The following is a 17,470-nucleotide window of genomic DNA, read 5'->3' on the forward strand; positions in this document are numbered from 1 at the left end:
GAACGAGGAGGGAGCATGCCGCACACCCGCGCCGCGGACGGCACCAAGATCGGCTTCGACGTCCTGGGCGACGGCGACCCGTTGGTGCTGCTGGCCGGTCAAGCCAACTCGCGGCACTGGTGGGACCCGATCCGCGCCGACTTCGCCGCCGTCCACCGCACGATCGCCCTCGACACCGTGGGTACCGGCGAGAGCGACGAGCCGGCGGACGACGACTACTCGATCCACCGGTTCGCGTCCGACGTCATCGCCGTGCTGGACGAACTCGGCATCGCCCGCGCCCACGTCTACGGCACGTCGATGGGCGGCAAGGTGGCCCAGCGGCTGGCCATCGCCCACCCCGACCGCCTGAACGCGCTGGTGATCGGCTGCACGTCCCCCGGCGGCGCGGGTGGCCTGGTCGCGGACCGCGAGGTGCTCCGCCCGCTCGCCCTGTCGAAGCGCCAAGCCCGGGAAGCCTTGCTGGACCTGATGTTCACGCCCGAGTACGTGCAGCACCACACCGGTCCGTACCACGTGCTCGGTGACCCCGAGATGTCCCTGCCGGCCCGCCGGGGCCACAAGCGGGCCAGCGATGCGCACGACGCCTGGGACGAACTGCCGAAGATCACCGCGCCGACCCTCGTCCTGCACGGGTCCGCCGACCGCTTCAGCCCGGTGGACAACGCGAGGCGCCTCGCCTCGCGCATCCCCGGCGCGGAACTCGTCGTGATCGAGGGCGCCCGGCACGCGTACTTCGAGGAATTCCGCGCCCGGGCCACCCCGGCGGTCCTCGACTTCCTCGCCCGCTAGCCCAGGCTCAGGACCGCCGGACCCCGCCGCAGCACCCCGTCGTCGAGGGGCACGCACCGCATCCCGCCCCGACCCCGGAGCGCCCGCATCGTGCCCGGCCCCAGCACCGCGTCCAGCCATGCGCACGGGTTGGCCGGGCGGTGGACCTCGAAGCGGACGGGGCCGTCGCCCGAGTCGAGGGTGAACACGTCGTGCCGGACCAGGCCGTTGACGTCGAAACCGCGCAACACGATGTTGCGCCGCACCAACAAGGGGTCCGCACCCGCGTCCAGGGCCTCGACCGCGAACACCGTCACGGCCGCGTTCCGGTGGGCCGGGTGGTTGAAGTACCGGTCGCCGACGATGCCCAGGCCCGCCCGCACGACGACGTGGTCGCGGGAGGCGGGCTCGGGGTCCGTGCGCGGCCCGTCGGCGGGGCGGCCCTCGTAGGCGTGCACGGCGGACACCTGCAGCGCCACGATCTCGACCGGTGTGCTCACCGCTCGCCGAGCTGCCACTCCGGGCGGACGTAGTGGCAGGTGTACCCGTTCGGGTAGCGCTCCAGGTAGTCCTGGTGCTCGGGCTCGGCCTCCCAGAAGTCGCCGGCCTGGGCGACCTCGGTGACGACCTTGCCCGGCCACTTGCCCGAGGCGTCGACGTCGGCGATGGTCTGCTCGGCCACCCGCTTCTGCTCGTCGCCGTCGTAGAAGATCGCCGAGCGGTAGCTGGTGCCGATGTCGTTGCCCTGGCGGTTGCGGGTCGTCGGGTCGTGGATCTGGAAGAAGAACTCCAGGATCTGCCGGTAGCTCAGCCGCGCCGGGTCGTAGACGATCTCGATGGCCTCGGCGTGCGTGCCGTGGTTGCGGTAGGTGGCGTTGGGGACGTCGCCGCCGGTGTAGCCCACCCGGGTGGAGACGACACCGGGGTGGCGGCGGAACAGGTCTTGCATGCCCCAGAAGCACCCGCCCGCGAGGACGGCCTTCTCGGTGACAGTGGCCATGTTGGTCGCTCCTTGGATCCGGTTCCTGTCCAGGTCAACGCTCTCACGTCCGCGCCGCATCCCGACACCGGTTGTGATCTCACCCGCGCGTGTGCAGTCGCGTGCCCGGTAGGGGTGACGTGCGCGGTTCCGACTCGCCGGGCCGGTCGGAGCCGCGAGCAGCGTGGGGGTCGACGCGCCGAGCCCGGAGGACCCCGTGACCCTCTCCTACCCGGAACTCCGCAAGGTCCTCAAGCCCATGGGCGACCCGCAGGCGGACGCCGTGGTGAGCGACTCTCCGCGCGCGGAGAAGCAGCCGGCGGCGCACTGAGGCGGCGCAGATAGGCGGTGTACTGAGGCGGCGCAGATAGGCGGCGTACTGAGGCGTCACACGGCGATCGTCGGCACGACGGGCGCACCGGCCGGCTCGGTCGCGAACCGCCGCCACGCCGCCGCCAGACCCGTCACCGCCTGCGAGATCACCTCCGGCGTGGCGACGAACGGCAGCCGCAGCCGGTCGGTGCTCCCGCCGGACGCGTCCAGCGCTCTACCGGGCAGCACGGCCACCCCGTGCCGCAGCGCGACCTGGGCGAACGCGGCGGCGTCGGTCCCGGGCAGCCGCACCCACAGCGTCTGCCCGCCCTCCACCGGCGTGAACTCCCACTCCGGCAACTCCGCCCGCAGCAACGCGCACAGGTGGTCGTGGCTCGTCCGCAGGTGCGCCACCCGCTCCGCCCGCACGGCCTCGAAGTCCCGCACCAGCTCCGCCGCCGCGAACTGGTCGAGCACCGCGCTGCCCAGGTCGTGCACCGCCTTGAACCGCGCCAGCCGTGCGACCAACGCGGCGGGCGCACGCACCCACCCGACCCGCAGACCGCCCCACACGACCTTGCTCAGCGAACCCACCGCGAGCACCGACGGCACGAGCGGGGGCGCGGGCGCGCCGGTGAAGTCCAGGTCGGCGAGGGCGTCGTCGAACACCAGCGGGGTGTCCCCGGCGACCCGCACCAGCCGCCGCCGTTCCAGCGGGCTCAGGGTGTGGCCGGTGGGGTTGTGGAACGTCGGCACCGCGTAGACCAGCGCCGGGCGGCGGTGGGGCAGCGCGTCGGCCAGCCCGCCGGGTGGCGCGGTCGTGATGACGGCGGCGGCCTCGCGGAACAGGTCCAGCGCGCCGGGGTAGGTCGGTGCCTCGACCAGCACCTCGTCACCGGGCGCGACCAGGGCGCGGGTGATCAGCGCGAGCGCCTGCTGCCCGCCGCTGGTCACCAGGACCTCGTCGGGCGAGGTCGGCGTGCCCGCCGCGGTGAAGTGCGCGGCCAGCGCGGACCGCAGTCGCGGGTGGCCCAGCGGGTGGTAGCCCAGGTCGTCGGCGGGCAGGTGGGACAGCGCGCGGCGGTGGGCCTCGAACAGCGAGGGCGGCGGGCGCAGCGGTCCGGCGCACGCGAACTGGAGGACGCCGTCGGGCGGTTCCAGCAGGTTGAGGAACATGGGGTTGGCGGTCTCCGCCCGCGCGGACGAGGGACTGCCGTGCGGGACCCACGTGCCGCTGCCACGCCGCCGGGTCAGCCGGCCTTCCTGGCGCAGCAGGTCGTAGGCGGCGACCACGGTGGTGCGGCCGACCGCGAGGCCCGCGGCGAGGACCCGGTCGGGCGGCAGGAGCGTGCCGCCGGGGAGTCGTCCGTCGTCGATCAGCTCGCGCAGGCGGGACGCGAGCAGCAGGTAGAGCGATCCGCGCCCGGCGGACCACCGTCCGAGCGCGCCGACCAGGTCGTCCACCGGGATTGGCCTCACAAGCAGACCAATCTAGCCGAATTGGCTCTCAACGCGGACCAATTCGCCGGTCAAGATCGTTCCCATGCGCCCAGACACCCGAGTAGTCCACACCGCGGTTCCCGACCTGACGGGCAGCCGCCCGCTGGCCGTGCCGCTGTACCAGACCTCCGGCTTCGCCTTCACCGACGCGGACACCTTCGCCGACGCGATGAACCGGCCGGACGGGGCCTTCGTCTACACCCGCCTGGGCAACCCGACCGTCCGGGCACTGGAGAACGCGGTCGCGGACCTGGAGGGCGGTGCCGCCGCGCTGGCGACCTCGTCCGGAATGGGCGCGATCAACGCGGTCCTGCTCGCCACCCTCTCGGCCGGCGACCACGTGATCGCCCAACGCTCCCTCTACGGCGGCACCCACGCCCTCTTGCGCGACATGGAGGCGCGGTGGGGCATCGAGGTGACCTTCGTCGGGGGTCACGACCCGGCCGAGGTTCGCGCGGCTCTGCGTCCCCGGACGAAGGTGCTGTACCTGGAGACGATCTCCAACCCGACCGGTCACGTCAGCGACCTGGCGGCCCTGTCCGAGGCGGCCGGCGACGCTGTGGTGGTTGTGGACAACACCTTCGCCACGCCCTTGCTGTGCCGGCCGATCGAGCACGGTGCGGACGTGGTGGTGCACTCGACCACGAAGTACCTGGGCGGCCACAGTGACGTGACCGGCGGTGTGGCGGTGTTCGCCGATGCCGATCGGCACCGGCACACCTGGCACCACGGCATCGAACTGGGCGTGACGCCGGATCCGTTCGCGGCCTGGCTCATGATCCGCGGCCTGCGCACGTTGGCCCTGCGGATGCGCCGGCATGTGGAGAACGCGGCGGTGCTGGCGCATCGGCTGGTCGAGCACCCGTCCGTGCGGGCCGTTCACTGGCCGGGCTTGCCGACCCACCCGAGTCATGAGGTGGCGAGCAAGCTGTTGGACGGGTTCGGCGCCGCGTTCTCGTTCGACCTGGCGGACGCGGAAGCCGGTCGCAGGTTCGTGAGCGCGTTGGAGTTGGTGCACCTGGCTCCGTCGCTGGGTGGGACGGAGACCTTGGTGCTGCACCCGGCCGGCACCTCTCACCGGCAGTTGTCGGAGGAGGAGTTGACCGAGGCCGGCATCTCGGGCGGCACGATCCGGCTGTCCGTGGGTGTCGAGGACCCGGATGACCTGTGGGAGGACATCGCCCAGGCCCTGGCCGGCTGAGACCCGCTGCGCGCGCCCCGAGGGGGTGGGGCGCGCGCAGCGTGCGGGTCAGTTGGCCAGGAACTTGACCAGGAGCTGCGCGATCTCGTCGCCGTGCGTCCAGAGGAAGCCGTGCGGCGCGCCCTCGATCTCGACGTACTGGGCGCTGGGCAGGCTCTTCGCGAACGCGCGGCCGGTGACGTCGACCGGCAGGATGCGGTCGGCGGTGCCGTGGACGATCAACGAAGGCACGCCGGTCTCGGCGATCTTCGGGATGTCCGCCCGGAAGTCGGTCAGCCAGCTCTGCACCACCGCCCACGACGCCTTGGCGCCCGCGCCCGCCGCGATGGCGTAGCTGGTGCGGACCGCCGCCTCGCTGATGCGCGTGCCGAGGTTCTCGTCGAGGTTGTAGAAGTCGGCGTAGAACTGGTCGAACCAGGCGTAGCGGTCGGTCTTGGCGGCGGCTTCGATGCCCTCGAACACGCTGCCGTCCACGCCGATCGGGTTGTCGTCGGTCTTGAGCACGAAGGGCTCCAGGGACGCCAGGAAGGCGGCCTTGGCGACCCGGGCCGCGCCGTGGCGGGCCAGGTAGCGGCCGACCTCGCCGGTGCCCATCGAGAAGCCGACCAGGACGACGTCGGTCAGGTCCAGCGTGGTCAGGACCTTGTCCAGGTCGTCGGCGAAGGTGTCGTAGTCGTAGCCGACGCTGGGCTGGCTGGACTGCCCGAAGCCGCGGCGGTCGTAGGTGATGACGCGGTAGCCGGCGTCGAGCAGCGCCCGCTCCTGCTTCTCCCAGGACGCGCCGGACAGCGGGTAGCCGTGGATCAGCACGACCGGCTGACCGGTGCCGCGGTCGGTGTAGTGGAGGTTGATGTCGGCGGTGTTCTCCTGGCCGACCTTGATGTACGGCATGTCGCGTTCCTTCCCTCGTGGCCTTGTTGGCTGACGTGGTCGAAGTTATTACCGAACGATCGGTAAAGCAACGTGACGAGGGCGACCTTGCGTCTTGACCGTTCGTTCGGTAAACAGGCGGGTATGCCACGCCCACCTTCCGTGCAGGACGACGAGCTGTTCGACCGGTTGGCCGAGGTCTTCCGCACGACCGGCTACGAAGGCGCGTCCCTGGGAGCGCTCGCCGAGTCGACGGGGCTCAAGCGCGCGTCGCTCTACCACCGGTTCCCCGACGGCAAGGCGCAGATGGCCGAGGCTGTCCTGGAGCGGGTGGAGCGGCTGTTCGACGAGTTGTTGGTGCCGATGCGGACCGATCCGGACCCACGGGCGGGGGTGGTGCGGACGGCGGAGTTGTTCGGCGAGTTCTACGGCGGCGGGCTGCTGTCGTGCGTGCTGGACACCCTGCCGTTGAGTGGTGCGCCGGAGTCCGTGCGGCGGCGGGCGGCGCAGGTGGCCGAGGTGTGGGTCTCCGCGATGGCCGACGTGGCGCGGCGGGGTGGTCGGTCGGTGGAGGAGGCTCGGGCGGCGGCTGAGGACGCGTTCGCGGCGGCGGAGGGTGGCTTGGTGTACGGGCGGCTGTTCGGGGATGGGGGGCCGTTTCGGCGCGCCTTGGCGCGGTGGCCCGACTTGTTGCTTGGGTAGCTGGCCCTCGCTTCGCGCTGCTGGGGAGGAACGCGCTTCGCGCTCCAGGACGCGCTGCGCGCTTTCAAGATCGACGCGCTGGCGCGCTGTCAAGATCAAAAGCTTGAAAGATCAAAAGCTACAAGCGGCGCTCGCCGCGCGGCAGGCCCCCGGGGGGTGGAAGGGCGTCGGTTCGTCCCCCGTACGGCCTGCCGGAGGCAACCACCCTTCGCCCTTCCTGGCAACCGGAAAAGCTGGTTGCCAGGAAGGGCGAAGCGCGGTTGGGCTGCGCCCAGGCCGTACGGGGGACGAACCGAGGCCCTTCCTGTGGCTGATAGCCCATAGGGCGCGCCTGCGGCGCGAAAGAGCGCCGCTGCGCGGCGAAAGAGCGCCGCTGCGCGGCGGAAGAGCGCCGTTGCGCGGCGAAGAGTAAAAGCGGCCGGTGCCCCCTCACCCTTGGCGCGAGCTAGCGCGATCTGCCGTACACGGTGGCCAAGGCCTTTGCGATCTCGTTGGACACGGTGTCGGGCAGGTCGGGCGGGTCGTTCTCGTTGCTCACGACGTCCACCGACACGGAGATGACCGTTCGTCCGACGCGGTAGGTGTGGCGGCTGAAGGAGCCGTTGGCCGGCTGTGCCCCGCTGCCGGTGTCGGCGTGCAACTGGTAGCGCACGTAGCCCTCGTAGCCGTTCTGCCCGAGGCCCGGTCCGGTGGTCTCGGCGGTCTTGACCGAGAGGCGCTGGTCGCCGGCGTCCCTCTGCTCCTTCTCCAGCGCGGCCCGGCGGCACTCGATGTAGTCGCTGGACTTGCGCGTCTGCACCCACTCCTGTGCCCCGGCCTCGTCCGGGAACACCGCGGACGTGGACGAGACGTACCACTTCGCCTCGCCGCGTTGGAGCTGTGGACCGACGTGTCGGGCCGACAGGGGGAGCTTCGCGTAACCCGTGCCGTACCCGCAGTCGCCTTCGACCAGGGCTTCGGCCGCGCTCTCGGGCCGGAAGACCGTCCACGGGCCGCCCAGGTCGGCCTGGGTGAGGACGGCGGCCTGGGCCAGGGCGGTGGTGGCGGGGTCGGCGGTGGGTGGGGTGGACGTCGTGGGGGAGGGTGGGTTGCCGGTGACCGACGGGGCGGTGCTGTCCTCGCCGCTGGCGCACCCGGTCAGGGCGAGCGTCGAGACGGCCAGGACCCGCAGCCATCGTGAGGCGTCCACCGGTCACCCGCTTTCCCGATGCATCGTCCAGCTTGGACAGTCACGGTAGACGGTGTGGGCGCGGGCCGCCCGCCGGGAATTGTCGGGGGTCTGTGCGATCCTCGGTGCGTGGTCATCGAATTCGACGCCGAACTGTGGATCTGGGACGCCCGCCGCGACGACAGCTGGACGTTCGTGAGCCTGCCCGTGGACTCCTCCGAGGAGATCCGCGAACTGGTCGGCGGTGCGCGCCGCGGGTTCGGTTCGGTGCGCGTGCGGGTGACGGTGGGGGGCACGACGTGGTCGACGTCGATCTTCCCGGACAGCGCGCAGGGGTGTTACGTGCTGCCGGTCAAGCGGGCGGTGCGCAAGGCGGAGTCGTTGGAGGCGGGGGATGTGGCTCGGGTGTCCGTGGAGCTGGTCGACTTCTGACGGGTGTCAGGTGCCGGTGGCGCTGGGGAGGAGGGGTGGGCAGCCGGCGGTGACGTAGGTGGGGTCGTACTCGAAGTGCCAGTACTCGTTGTCGTAGCGGCGGCACCAGCCGAGGCTGGTGGCGTTGCGCTCCACCCACTGCGCCGCCGAGTGGGGCTGGATGTCGACGGCCCGGCCCCGGACGTGCTCCGACTTCTCCGGTGGCAGCACGTACTTCGCGGCCAGGTCCTCGGTGCCGAACTTGCGGACGGCTTCCTCGAACTCCGCGCGTTGCTGGGCCCGGCTGCGCTTGCCGTCGTTGAGGCACAGGCGGATGTCCTGGGTGGCGGCGGTCGCGGTCAGGCGGTGCCAGGCGGCTAGGACGTCGGGGTGCAGGCCGTCGGGTTGCTCGTCCACGTACCTGTTGTCGACGGGGCAGGGCGGTCCGGTTGGCGGGCCCGGGATTTCCTCGCGGATCGCCAACGGGCGGCCTGGTTGGGGGTCGTAGACGGGGAGCCGGCCGGCGGCGCCCAAAGCGACGACGGCTGCCGTGGCCAGGACCAATGTGGTCAGGAGCAGGACTGTGATGCGGGTCGACATGGTCAGGTCAGGGTCTCCGCCGCGTAGGCCGCTGCCTGGGCCAGGAGGGCCTCGTCGTACTTGGCGTCGGCCGTCGGCTTGTCGGACATGATGGCGATCACCAGCGGCGCGGAGCCCGGGGGCCAGGTGATCGCGATGTCGTTGAGGGTGCCGTAGTCGCCGGTGCCGGTCTTGTCGGCCACGGGCCACGTGGGCGGGAGGCCGGCGCGGATGCGGCGGGAGCCGGTGGTGCTGCGTTCCAAGAGATCCTTGAGGAACGCGCGCTTGTCCGAGGGGAGGATGTCCTCCAGGACGAGCTTGCGGTAGTTCGTGCCGATGGCCCCGGGCGTCGTCGTGTCGCGGGGGTCGCCGGGGATGGCGGTGGTGATGTCCGGTTCCACGCGGTCCATGCGGGTCACCTCGTCGCCCAACTCGCGGGTGAACGCGGTCAGGGCGGACGGGCCGCCGAGTTCCTTGAGCAGGAGGTTGCCGGCGGTGCCGTCGCTGTAGCGGACGGCGGCGTCGCACAGCGCGCGCAGGGTCATGCCCGTGGCGACGTGCTGCCTGGTGATGGTGGAGCTCTTCATCAGGTCCGTTTCGGAGTAGCGCACCAGCGTGTCCAGGTGGGACAGCGGGTTGCGGTGCAGGACGGCCGCCGCGGCCAGGCCCTTGAACGTCGAGCAGAACGCGAAGCGCTCGTCGGCGCGGTGGGCGACGGTCGCGCCGGAACCGGTGTTCACTGCGTAGACGCCCAGACGGGCCGCGAAGTTGCCTTCCAGCTCGAACAAACGCGAGTGGTGCTCGACTGTCGACGTGGTGGTCGGGGCCGAGGAAGTGGTCGACACGGCCGGTGTGCGCGACGGAGTCGTGACGTCTGGCCGGCTCGTGCAGGCCGCGAGGGGGAGGAGGGCCGCGCCCAGCAGGGTGCGGCGGGTCAGGTGAGCCACGTGGGTCCCGATCAGTCCAGGAGGAACAGGCCGAGGGTCGCGCCGGAGGTCCACACCACCAGCAGCGCCCAACCCAGCACCAGGCCGGTGCCGAAGGCACGCAACGACGGCCGGCCGCGCACGGCGAGCCAGGCACCGCCGAGCGCGGCGGCGAACAGAACCGCGGGCGCGGCGACGGGGGCGATGAACAGGGCGATGCCGAACACCTGCATCCCGGCGAGCACGAACACGAGCACCCCGAACACGGCCGCGAGCACCCTCGCCACGGCGACCTCGAAGCGGGTCGGTCCGGTGTCCACCACGTGCGCTCCCCTCGAACCGTGAGGCCGCGACTTTCAGGCGGCCGAGCCGCCGCGACGGAGTCGCGGCAACCAACGCTGACGTCCACCAGAGTTGCAGGACCGCCTGTATGCCGTCCAAGACGGGAATGGCGGGATCGATGCTGTTCCGGCATATAGTGAGCGTGTGGACGTGGTCGCGGCCTGCAAGGCGTTCGTCTCGGTCAGCGGGTGCGGCAGCTTCACGGCCGGGGCCGCCGCCGCGCGCATCCCGCAGTCGGTGGCCAGTCGGCGGATCGCGGCGCTGGAGAAGCACTTCGGCGCGCGGCTGCTCACGCGGTCCTCGCGCAGTGTCGCGCTGACCCCGTTCGGCCAGGAGGTGCTGCCCTCGGCGCGGCGGCTGGTGGAGTTCGCGGAGGCGTTGGAGCACGACGCCGAGCAGGCCCGGCTGCGGCCGTTCCGGCTGGCCGTGCCGCTGGTCAGCGCCGCGCGCCCGCTGGCCCGGCTGGTCGCCGAAGCCCGCCGGCACGACCTCACGCTCGACCTGCACCCGGCGCCGCCGGCCCGCCGGGCGGAACTCGCCCGGACGCTGGAGGTGCGCGCGGCGCTGGTGGCGGTGCCGCCGGACGACGGGGTGTGGCGGGTGCCGCTCGGCCTCGCCGGCCGGGACGACCCGGGTCCGGCGAAGGCGATCTACGTGGAGACCCTGCGCGCGGGCCGGGCCGATCGGGGCGTGCGCGGTCGGCGGATCTGGATCGAGGGCGAGGACGACGTGCCGCACGTCCGCGACCGCATCATCCGGCTCGGTGACGCCGTGGGGCTGCGGCCCGCGCAGGTCGTCGTCACGTCCTCGCTGGTGGCGGCCACGGCGGAAGTGCTCGCGTCCACCGACCTGCTGCTGTGCTCACCCGGTCAGGCCGAGGACCTGGGGCTGCACTGGCTCCCGATCGGCGAGATCCAACTCGCGCGCGGCTACGACGTGACGGCCCGGTCCCGTGAGGACGCCCAGCGCATCCGTGCGCTCCCGCCGGTCGGCGCGTGCCTGGGAGCCGCGTGACCACCGGGGTGCTGCGCGACCTGCGGGCGGTGCTGGACGACGGCGGCCTGCGTGGTTCGTTCCTGGTCCGCGACCTGGACACCGGGGACGAACTCGGCATCGACCCCGAGCTGGAGTTCCCGGTCGCGTCACTGGTCAAGGTGCCGCTGGCGGTGGCCACGCTGGAACGCGTCGAGCGCGGCGAACTCGACCCGGCCGCGCCGGTGGTGCTCGCGCCCGGCCGCAGCACGATCCCCGGGCCGACCGGCGCGAGCAAGTTCCGCCACCCCGCCACGGTCGCGCTGGAGGACGTGCTCTACCTGAGCACGTCGGTCAGCGACAGCGTGGCCGCCGACGCCCTGTTCACCCTCACCCCGCCCGCCGCCGTCACCGCCGAACTGCGCCGGCTGGGCTACGACGGCATCGCGGTCCGCCACCTCATGCAGGACCTGGTGGAGACGCCGGCCGAGCGGTTCGCGCCCACCGACGTCCACCTGGCGCACTCGCTGGCGATCACGGCGGCGACCGAGGGACGCGGCCACCCGGTGCCACAGCTGGACATCAGCCGGGCCAACTCGGGGTCGGCGCGCGCGTTCGTGGACCTGCTGCACGGCCTGTGGCGGCCCACGACGATCACCCCGGCGGTCGCGGCCCGGGTGCGGGAGTTGATGCGGGACAACGTGTTGCGGCACCGGCTGGCCCCGGACTTCATGTCCGACGCGACCCGCTGGTCGTCCAAGACCGGCACGTTGTTGAACCTGCGGCACGAGGTGGGCGTGGTCGAGCACGCCGACGGCCAGGCCTACGCGGTGGCCGCGTTGACCGAGTCGCGGGTGCCGGCGGTGGTGCAGCCCGGCGCGGAGGCGTTGATGGCGCAGGTGGCGCGGACGTTGCGGGATCGGCTGCGGATGTGTTGAAACGCTCGGCTCCCGGGTAAGACGGGAGGATGTCGACCGGAGATCCGCTGGACGAAGTTGCCGAGTTCGACCGGGACTCGTTGCGCGGACAGCGACGCCATACCGGCGTCCCGGCCGCCCGGGTGGGTGGTGGCGGCGAGCCTGGCCGCGCGCGGCGGCGCGGTGTGGGTGCCGGTGGCCGGTGCGCTGGCGCGGCTGGGGGAGCGGCGGGCGGCGGTGCGCGGACTGGTGGCGGCCGGGGTGGCGTTGCCGTTGGGACACGTGCTCGGCTCGGTGTCGGCGCGGCGGCGTCCGCCGGCGGCGCGGTTGCCCGCGCGGCGGGCGTTGCCCGAACGGCCGGACTCGTCGTCGTTCCCGTCCAAGCACGCGATGACCGCGGCGGCGTCCGGCACCGCGGTGGGGATCGAGAGCCCGCGGGCCGGGATCGCGATCGCGCCATTGGTCGCGGTTATCGCGTACAGCCGGGTGCGGACCCGCGTGCACTGGCCGTCGGACGTGATCGGCGGGCCGGCGCTCGGGGCGGCGGTGGCCCTCGCGGTCCACAAGCGACTCCGGTGACGGCTGCGCACGTCACGACCGAAACCCCGGATGAGCCCGAAATTCCCCTGGAGGTGGCCTGATGCGCGGCGGTAAACGTCACGGTTGGTCACGAATTCTGCTGTTACGCACAGTCACCGTGGGACTGGTTTACACAATGGGGTAACTGTACGGCGTGTCGTCGCGTCGGTGTCCATCATGGGAACGCAAGTCCCTTACAGATGGAGGTTTTCCCATGCGCACTCTCCACCGCTTGGTCGCTGCGGGCGCCCTGGCCGCACCCCTCCTCATCGCCGGCGCGGGCCTGGCTTCCGCTGACGCTGCGTACGGTCAGCAGACCGCCGTCGCCGGTCCGAACGGCGCGTGGACGCACACCGTGGTCGCCTTCGCCGACGACGACGGCAACACGTTCTTCCACGAGCACGCCGCGGCAGCGGGTCCGGACGGGGCCGGTTCGTTCAGTACCACGTCATGGACGAGTGACGGCGACAACGGCGACGGCGACGGTGACTGGCACGACGGTTCGAGCGCGGGCTACCACAACGAGGAAGCCTTCGCCGGTGACGGCGGTGCGTTCTACCAGGAGACGTTCTCCTTCGCCGACAGCGACTGACCGCTCTGGGCAGTGCTGAGCCGGCAGGACACAACCCGGTCGATGCGGTCCGTCCGCGACGATCCCCGGTGCGGGACCGCCGCGGACGGACCGTTCCCGACGCCGGTGACCGCTGTCATCGGAATCTCATGCGGGAGTCCTTGGCGTCGCCCGCGTGGGCAACGATGAGACGGGGATGACCGACCCGGAACTGGGACCGCAGCGCCCCTGGTTCTGGCAGCAAGAACCGCAAACCCAGCCAAAGGAGCCAGCGCCCGCGCACCCGCCGGCCGCTTTTCGGTGTGCTGAGGAAACTGCTTTGTCGTACCCCCATGAGATAATTGAAGCGGGGGCCGGAGGCAGGCCCTCGCAGCCACCGCTGTTCGGCCTGCGGGCGCAGCCACCGCAGCCACCGTTGTCGCCGCGGCCACCGTTGTCGCCGCAGCCGTTGCAGCCGTTCGTGGGTGCGTTGCCGCATGTGCCGCCACCCCAACCCAAGCGGCGCAAGGGGTTGCTGGTCGGCGTCCTCGCGTCGTCCTCACCCTGGTCGCCGGACCGACCACGTGGCTGCTGTGGCCCGCCCGCCCCCCCAGAACCGCGAACCCTTCGAAGCCGCCCTCGCCGCCCTCCACCGCTGCACCGCCCTCGAACCGGACGGGGCGGTGGCCTCAGCTGTCGTCGTGGCCGCGCTGGAACGCGTCGACCGCGCCGACCGCGGCCGGTGGGTCGACCCCCTCGATGACCTCCACCGGCCGTACGCGGCCAGGCGCATGGCCGAACTCGCGCTGCTGGAAGACATCCGTGCCGGCTCTCTGTCCAGAGTGGACGATGTGGACTACTGGTCCGAGTGGCACGACACTGCCGTCCGCCAAGCCCGTCACGACCCGGCCCCGTCCGTCGAACTGCACGTCCTCCGGCCCGTGCCCGCCCGTGGCGACACGGCGCACGACCTCCAGCGGGGCCGTGCGGCCGTTGTCGACCAGACGGGCGGGACGCCAACGACGGGGCTCGATCAGGCGGCGGGTCACGGCCCCGACCTTGGTGGGACCTGGTCAGATCGCCGAGCAGTCCGGCTTGTCGGTCCAGTCGGTCCCGCAGTGGTAGAGGGTGATCGAGGTGTTGTAGCCGTAGCGCGCGCCCAGGGTGTTGTACTCGGTGACGTCCACGCGGCCGGCGACGTAGTGGTCGGTGGGCGTGCCTGACGCCGTCTCGGTGTAGGCCGGGCCAGAGGTGGTGGTCGTCGGGGCGGTGGTGGTGATGCCCCAGAACCGGACCAGGTGGTGGGCGGCGCAGATGTTCACGTCGAGGATGTAAGCGCCGGCCGTGCCGCACTGGGTGGACCCGCTGCCGGGGTCTACCGGGTGGCCGTGGGCCATGCCGGTGATCTCGAAGTGCTCGACCGTGCCGCCGTAGACCCGGTGCGGGTAGCCGCCGACCGTGTCGCTCACGTCCGGGGCTTGGTCCGTGCCGTTGACGTTGGTCCACTGCTCGACCAGCTCCACCGCGTTCATCGGCCGCACGGTGGTGTCCGACGTGCCGTGCCAGACCGACACCTTGGGCCGCGGACCCGAGTAGGAGAACGCCGCCCGCACCCGGTCACCCCACTGCTGGGGTGTCAGGTTCACGCCGGGGTTCATGCAGTTGAACGCACTGGCGACGGAATTCGCGCAGCCGTAGGGGAGTCCGGCGATGACACCGCCGCCGGAGAACACGTCCGGGTAGGTGGCGAGCATGACCGACGTCATACCGCCGCCCGCGGACAGCCCGCTGACGTAGGCGGCGGTCGCGCCGACGTCCTGGCGGGTCCGGTCGACCATCTGCTTGATGGACAGCGCCTCGCCCGAGCCGCGCCGGGTGTCGCCGGGCTCGAACCAGTTGAAGCACGAGTTCGCGTTGTTGGCCGACCGCTGCTGCGGGAACACCACGGTGAACCGGTGCTGGTCGGCCAGCTTCGTCCAGCCGGTGCCCGAGGCGTAGGCGGTCGCGTTCTGGGTGCAGCCGTGCAGGGCCAGCACGACGGGCCGGCCGGACGGCAGGCCGTCCGGCACGTACCGGAACATCTGGAGGTTCCCGGGGTTGGTCCCGAAACCGGTGACCTCCCGCAGGGTGGCGGCGGAGGCCGGGGTGGCGATGAGCACGGCGGCGGCCAGGGCCGTCGCGGCGGCGAGCGCCGCGGCAGGGGTGCGTATCGGCATGACGCTTCCTCCACGTTGAGGTGATCGCAGTCACATGCGTTACGCCGATGCTAGGAACGCCGAAGCCGCTGGTCTTTGGTGGACATCACCATTTTCACGGAAGGCGATGTGGTGCCGGGCCACGTCCGGGTCAACGGTGCTCGGCCAACCAGTCCTCGAAGGACTCCGCCAACCCGGGCAGCACGCGCAGTTCGCCGAACCGGTGGCCCTTGCGCATGTTCGCCCACACCACCCCGAAGTCCCCGGGGTCGATGCCGACGTCGGCCGCGAGCCGCCGGGCCGCGTACTCGGCCGCCGCGTCGCGGTCGTGCAGCCACGTGGAGCGCTCGCGGGTCGGGTGCATGGGGCAAAGCTAGGCACTACCGGCGGCCGGATCCATGTGGTGGGACCACTGTTCCGAGCGCGGGACATGTGGCCCCACCACATGGGCTCAGCCAGGGTCAGGAGGTCGGGTCGTCGTCGTGGTCGTGGTCGTCGTAGAGCACCCACAGGTCGCCGTCGTCGCAGCGCCACTCGTCCCAGCGCCCGACGACGACACCCGCCGCGCCGGCCGACTCGCACAGCACCTGGTTGTGGAAGTCGCCGTAGTACTCCCAGTCGTCGTCCGGATCGTCGGGGTCGTCGTTGTTGTCGCGCACGGTGGACGACGTCACGTCCACCGGAGCCGCGGTCGCGGGGGCGGCGGTGCCGACGGTGGCGGCGCACAGGCCGGCGGCGACGAGGGCCAGCGCGAGGGTTCGGTTCATCGAGGTGTCTCCTTTGGACGGTTCAGCGGACGAGGTCGTCCCACCACCAGGCGATGGCGGGGATGGGCGGTGGACCGGGGTCGGGGTCGGAGGGGTGGTCGGACCAGCCCGGTTCGGGCCGCACGGGCGGGGCGTCGTCGTCGAACGCGGTGTAGCGGGGCACCGCCAGCGCCCAGTCGGTGTTGCCCCGGATCGAGTGGCCGAGGCTGTCCAGGTGCAGCCGCAGCGCGGAACTGCACGGCCTCGCGGTGGCCTGCTCGCGCAGCGTGAGGAACCGGGACATGATCCGGTCGCGCAACCCGACCGCCGCGCGCACCGCCTCGTCGGGGGACAGGCCCTGGTGGTGGATCAGGACGTTGACGACGTTCTGCTCGGTGTTGTCCTCGGCGAACTCCTTGAAGTACGAGTGCAGGTCGTTGTCCCACGAGTCGATCAGGTAGGCCATCTCGCGCAGCGCGCGCACCGGCAGCGAGTCCATCTCGGCCGCCGGCACCTCCGCCCGGTTGGCGATCTCCAGCAGTTCGAGGGTGGGCGCGCCGCCCGCGGAGTTCAGGCGCTGCACGGCGTAGTCCTCCAGCGAGGGCATGTGCCCGCACTCCCGGTTGGCGACCTGCCAGGCCACCGCGAACAGCCACGCGCGGTGCGCGTCGATGAACCGCTGGACCTGCACCGGGGTGGCGCACGCGTGCATGTCACGGGCGATGTCCTGCAACGCCAGGGCGAACCGGTCGTCGGACAACGGGTGCCACGGCGCTTCCAGCGCGCGCTGGACGAGCGTGGCCGAGGTGAGGTAGTCGTGTGCGCTGGTGCTGTAGTCGCCGACGTCGCAGCGCATGTCGTCGTAGATGAACCCCCAGTACGCCCAGCGGGCGGCGACCTGGAGGCCGTCGTCGTCGGCGTGCGGCGCGAACCGGCCGAACAGCTCGGCGCTGTTGGTGCCGATGATCCGCCGGCGCTGGCGGTCGTCCGCGCACAGCCCGATGCGGTCGATCCACTCGATCGCGCGCTGCTCGGCCTCGGCCACGCGGGGGTGGATGGCGGCCGGGATGGGGCAGTAGAACGGCGGCATCCGGACCGGTGACTCGACGGTGATCACGCGGGACTCCCGTCGGCGCGACGTGCTCGCCGGTGACCCCGGCCCGGTCGAGCACCGGGGTCACCGGGAGCCGGTGCTGCGCGACGCCCGTGAGGACGTGATCGACCGCGCGGCACGGGAACGGGGAGTGCGCGTCCGGGTGGGACGTCGGCGTTCGGCGAACAACCGCGGAAGCCGGGGGGTGGCCGGAGGCGGCGTGCGGGTTCTCCGGTCGGGTCGTCGTCAGGCATCGGGGCTCCTGGGATCTCGTGGACCACCGGTTCGGGGACGCGGGAAGAAGGCCGCCAAGCGGCCGAAATGGGCGCGACCGCGTTGTCGCGGAAAATGACGTGCACACCGACGGTCGCGCACCGGGGAGATCTTTTCAAGCGCGCCGGCGACGACCACGCCAAGGCGTTCTCCGCGACCACCCGAAAGTGTGGGCATCACTACCGGGGAACTGGGAAAGAGCGGGTCAACGGGTCCGCCGCGACCGGAACGGGCGCTGGATTCCGTTGACCTGCAAGGGTTCCCGGTAACCGAATGGGCGGGTCGAACGCGCAGCGCGACGGCGGGACACCCTTTCGGGGCCGGCCGGCGGGGCCGGCCGCGTGTTAATTTTCCAAGCACATCCCCGCGGTGCCGAGCACCGTT

General features: G+C 71.9%; 22 protein-coding genes. 9 read left to right on the forward strand and 13 right to left on the reverse strand.

Translation table 11 applies throughout. The features are described 5' to 3' along the window. Positions 1 to 15 precede the first annotated feature (15 nt). Positions 16 to 792, forward strand: a complete 777-nt coding sequence (locus tag RIN75_RS08340; protein ID WP_309111225.1) for an alpha/beta fold hydrolase — start codon at positions 16 to 18, stop codon at positions 790 to 792. Here RIN75_RS08340 and RIN75_RS08345 read toward each other — a convergent pair. Both RIN75_RS08345 and msrA read right to left on the reverse strand, forming a co-directional pair. After that, positions 789 to 1,271, reverse strand: coding sequence for an MOSC domain-containing protein (locus RIN75_RS08345; protein ID WP_309111226.1), 483 nt, complete (start codon positions 1,269 to 1,271; stop codon positions 789 to 791). The genes RIN75_RS08340 and RIN75_RS08345 overlap by 4 nt on opposite strands. Beyond that, positions 1,268 to 1,771, reverse strand: a complete 504-nt coding sequence (msrA, locus tag RIN75_RS08350) for a peptide-methionine (S)-S-oxide reductase MsrA (RefSeq protein ID WP_309111227.1) — start codon at positions 1,769 to 1,771, stop codon at positions 1,268 to 1,270. The genes RIN75_RS08345 and msrA overlap by 4 nt, the downstream gene beginning before the upstream one ends. A gap of 163 nt (positions 1,772 to 1,934) precedes the next feature. Between msrA and RIN75_RS08355 the strand changes: the two genes are divergently transcribed. Next, the gene (locus RIN75_RS08355; protein WP_309111228.1) at positions 1,935 to 2,081 is read left to right on the forward strand and encodes a hypothetical protein; all 147 of its coding nucleotides are present in this window, start codon (positions 1,935 to 1,937) and stop codon (positions 2,079 to 2,081) included. A gap of 56 nt (positions 2,082 to 2,137) precedes the next feature. On the opposite strand, the gene RIN75_RS08360 is transcribed toward RIN75_RS08355, so the two are convergent. After that, positions 2,138 to 3,541 carry a PLP-dependent aminotransferase family protein gene (locus tag RIN75_RS08360; protein WP_309111229.1) on the reverse strand — a complete coding sequence of 468 codons (1,404 nt, stop codon included), beginning with the start codon at positions 3,539 to 3,541 and terminating at the stop codon, positions 2,138 to 2,140. Positions 3,542 to 3,605: 64 nt separating this feature from the next. On the opposite strand from RIN75_RS08360, the gene RIN75_RS08365 reads away from it, so the two are divergent. Next, a complete protein-coding gene (locus RIN75_RS08365; protein ID WP_309111230.1) occupies positions 3,606 to 4,763 on the forward strand; it encodes an aminotransferase class I/II-fold pyridoxal phosphate-dependent enzyme in 1,158 nt (385 codons plus the stop codon). Between the two features lie 48 nt (positions 4,764 to 4,811). On the opposite strand, the gene RIN75_RS08370 is transcribed toward RIN75_RS08365, so the two are convergent. After that, the gene (locus tag RIN75_RS08370; RefSeq protein ID WP_309111231.1) at positions 4,812 to 5,654 is read right to left on the reverse strand and encodes an alpha/beta hydrolase; all 843 of its coding nucleotides are present in this window, start codon (positions 5,652 to 5,654) and stop codon (positions 4,812 to 4,814) included. 123 nt (positions 5,655 to 5,777) lie between these two features. On the opposite strand from RIN75_RS08370, the gene RIN75_RS08375 reads away from it, so the two are divergent. After that, positions 5,778 to 6,335 carry a TetR/AcrR family transcriptional regulator gene (locus tag RIN75_RS08375; protein WP_309111232.1) on the forward strand — a complete coding sequence of 186 codons (558 nt, stop codon included), beginning with the start codon at positions 5,778 to 5,780 and terminating at the stop codon, positions 6,333 to 6,335. Between the two features lie 445 nt (positions 6,336 to 6,780). Here the strand turns inward: RIN75_RS08375 and RIN75_RS08380 are convergent, their stop codons facing one another. Beyond that, entirely contained in the window at positions 6,781 to 7,524 is a 744-nt protein-coding gene (locus RIN75_RS08380; protein ID WP_309111233.1) for a hypothetical protein, read from the reverse strand. 108 nt (positions 7,525 to 7,632) lie between these two features. Between RIN75_RS08380 and RIN75_RS08385 the strand changes: the two genes are divergently transcribed. Then, entirely contained in the window at positions 7,633 to 7,935 is a 303-nt protein-coding gene (locus tag RIN75_RS08385) for a DUF1905 domain-containing protein (RefSeq protein ID WP_309111234.1), read from the forward strand. 6 nt (positions 7,936 to 7,941) lie between these two features. Here RIN75_RS08385 and RIN75_RS08390 read toward each other — a convergent pair whose 3' ends face one another. The 3 genes from RIN75_RS08390 to RIN75_RS08400 are packed head-to-tail and all read right to left on the reverse strand — an operon-like array spanning position 7,942 to position 9,742. Beyond that, complete coding sequence (locus RIN75_RS08390; RefSeq protein WP_309111235.1) at positions 7,942 to 8,514, reverse strand: D-alanyl-D-alanine carboxypeptidase family protein; 573 nt, start codon at positions 8,512 to 8,514, stop codon at positions 7,942 to 7,944. A gap of 2 nt (positions 8,515 to 8,516) precedes the next feature. Continuing rightward, complete coding sequence (bla, locus tag RIN75_RS08395; protein ID WP_375295930.1) at positions 8,517 to 9,452, reverse strand: class A beta-lactamase; 936 nt, start codon at positions 9,450 to 9,452, stop codon at positions 8,517 to 8,519. Continuing rightward, a complete protein-coding gene (locus tag RIN75_RS08400; protein WP_309111237.1) occupies positions 9,452 to 9,742 on the reverse strand; it encodes a hypothetical protein in 291 nt (96 codons plus the stop codon). Before RIN75_RS08400 ends, bla begins: the two co-directional genes overlap by 1 nt. A 163-nt stretch (positions 9,743 to 9,905) precedes the next feature. On the opposite strand from RIN75_RS08400, the gene RIN75_RS08405 reads away from it, so the two are divergent. From RIN75_RS08405 to RIN75_RS08420, 4 genes are all read left to right on the forward strand, one after another. Next, positions 9,906 to 10,775 (forward strand): LysR family transcriptional regulator, encoded by an 870-nt coding sequence (locus tag RIN75_RS08405; RefSeq protein WP_309111238.1) that lies wholly within the window; start codon positions 9,906 to 9,908, stop codon positions 10,773 to 10,775. Continuing rightward, positions 10,772 to 11,671: a serine hydrolase gene (locus tag RIN75_RS08410; RefSeq protein WP_309111239.1), complete on the forward strand. Its 900-nt coding sequence runs from the start codon at positions 10,772 to 10,774 to the stop codon at positions 11,669 to 11,671. The genes RIN75_RS08405 and RIN75_RS08410 overlap by 4 nt, the downstream gene beginning before the upstream one ends. Before the next feature lie 129 nt (positions 11,672 to 11,800). Next, positions 11,801 to 12,229, forward strand: a complete 429-nt coding sequence (locus tag RIN75_RS08415; RefSeq protein ID WP_309111240.1) for a phosphatase PAP2 family protein — start codon at positions 11,801 to 11,803, stop codon at positions 12,227 to 12,229. Positions 12,230 to 12,443: 214 nt separating this feature from the next. Continuing rightward, entirely contained in the window at positions 12,444 to 12,821 is a 378-nt protein-coding gene (locus RIN75_RS08420; RefSeq protein ID WP_309111241.1) for a hypothetical protein, read from the forward strand. A gap of 647 nt (positions 12,822 to 13,468) precedes the next feature. Here the strand turns inward: RIN75_RS08420 and RIN75_RS08425 are convergent. The 5 genes from RIN75_RS08425 to RIN75_RS08445 all read right to left on the reverse strand — a co-directional run bounded on the left by RIN75_RS08425 (position 13,469) and on the right by RIN75_RS08445 (position 16,837). Next, positions 13,469 to 13,828 (reverse strand): hypothetical protein, encoded by a 360-nt coding sequence (locus RIN75_RS08425; RefSeq protein WP_309111242.1) that lies wholly within the window; start codon positions 13,826 to 13,828, stop codon positions 13,469 to 13,471. Positions 13,829 to 13,852: 24 nt separating this feature from the next. Then, positions 13,853 to 14,995: a PHB depolymerase family esterase gene (locus tag RIN75_RS08430; RefSeq protein ID WP_309111243.1), complete on the reverse strand. Its 1,143-nt coding sequence runs from the start codon at positions 14,993 to 14,995 to the stop codon at positions 13,853 to 13,855. Positions 14,996 to 15,125: 130 nt separating this feature from the next. Further along, positions 15,126 to 15,338: a hypothetical protein gene (locus tag RIN75_RS08435; RefSeq protein WP_309111244.1), complete on the reverse strand. Its 213-nt coding sequence runs from the start codon at positions 15,336 to 15,338 to the stop codon at positions 15,126 to 15,128. 97 nt (positions 15,339 to 15,435) lie between these two features. Further along, complete coding sequence (locus RIN75_RS08440) at positions 15,436 to 15,741, reverse strand: hypothetical protein (protein ID WP_309111245.1); 306 nt, start codon at positions 15,739 to 15,741, stop codon at positions 15,436 to 15,438. 22 nt (positions 15,742 to 15,763) lie between these two features. Continuing rightward, positions 15,764 to 16,837, reverse strand: coding sequence for a hypothetical protein (locus RIN75_RS08445; RefSeq protein ID WP_309111246.1), 1,074 nt, complete (start codon positions 16,835 to 16,837; stop codon positions 15,764 to 15,766). Positions 16,838 to 17,470: the final 633 nt, after the last annotated feature.

The organism is Saccharothrix sp. (genome assembly GCF_031180885.1).
Classification (GTDB): Bacteria; Actinomycetota; Actinomycetes; order Mycobacteriales; family Pseudonocardiaceae; genus Actinosynnema.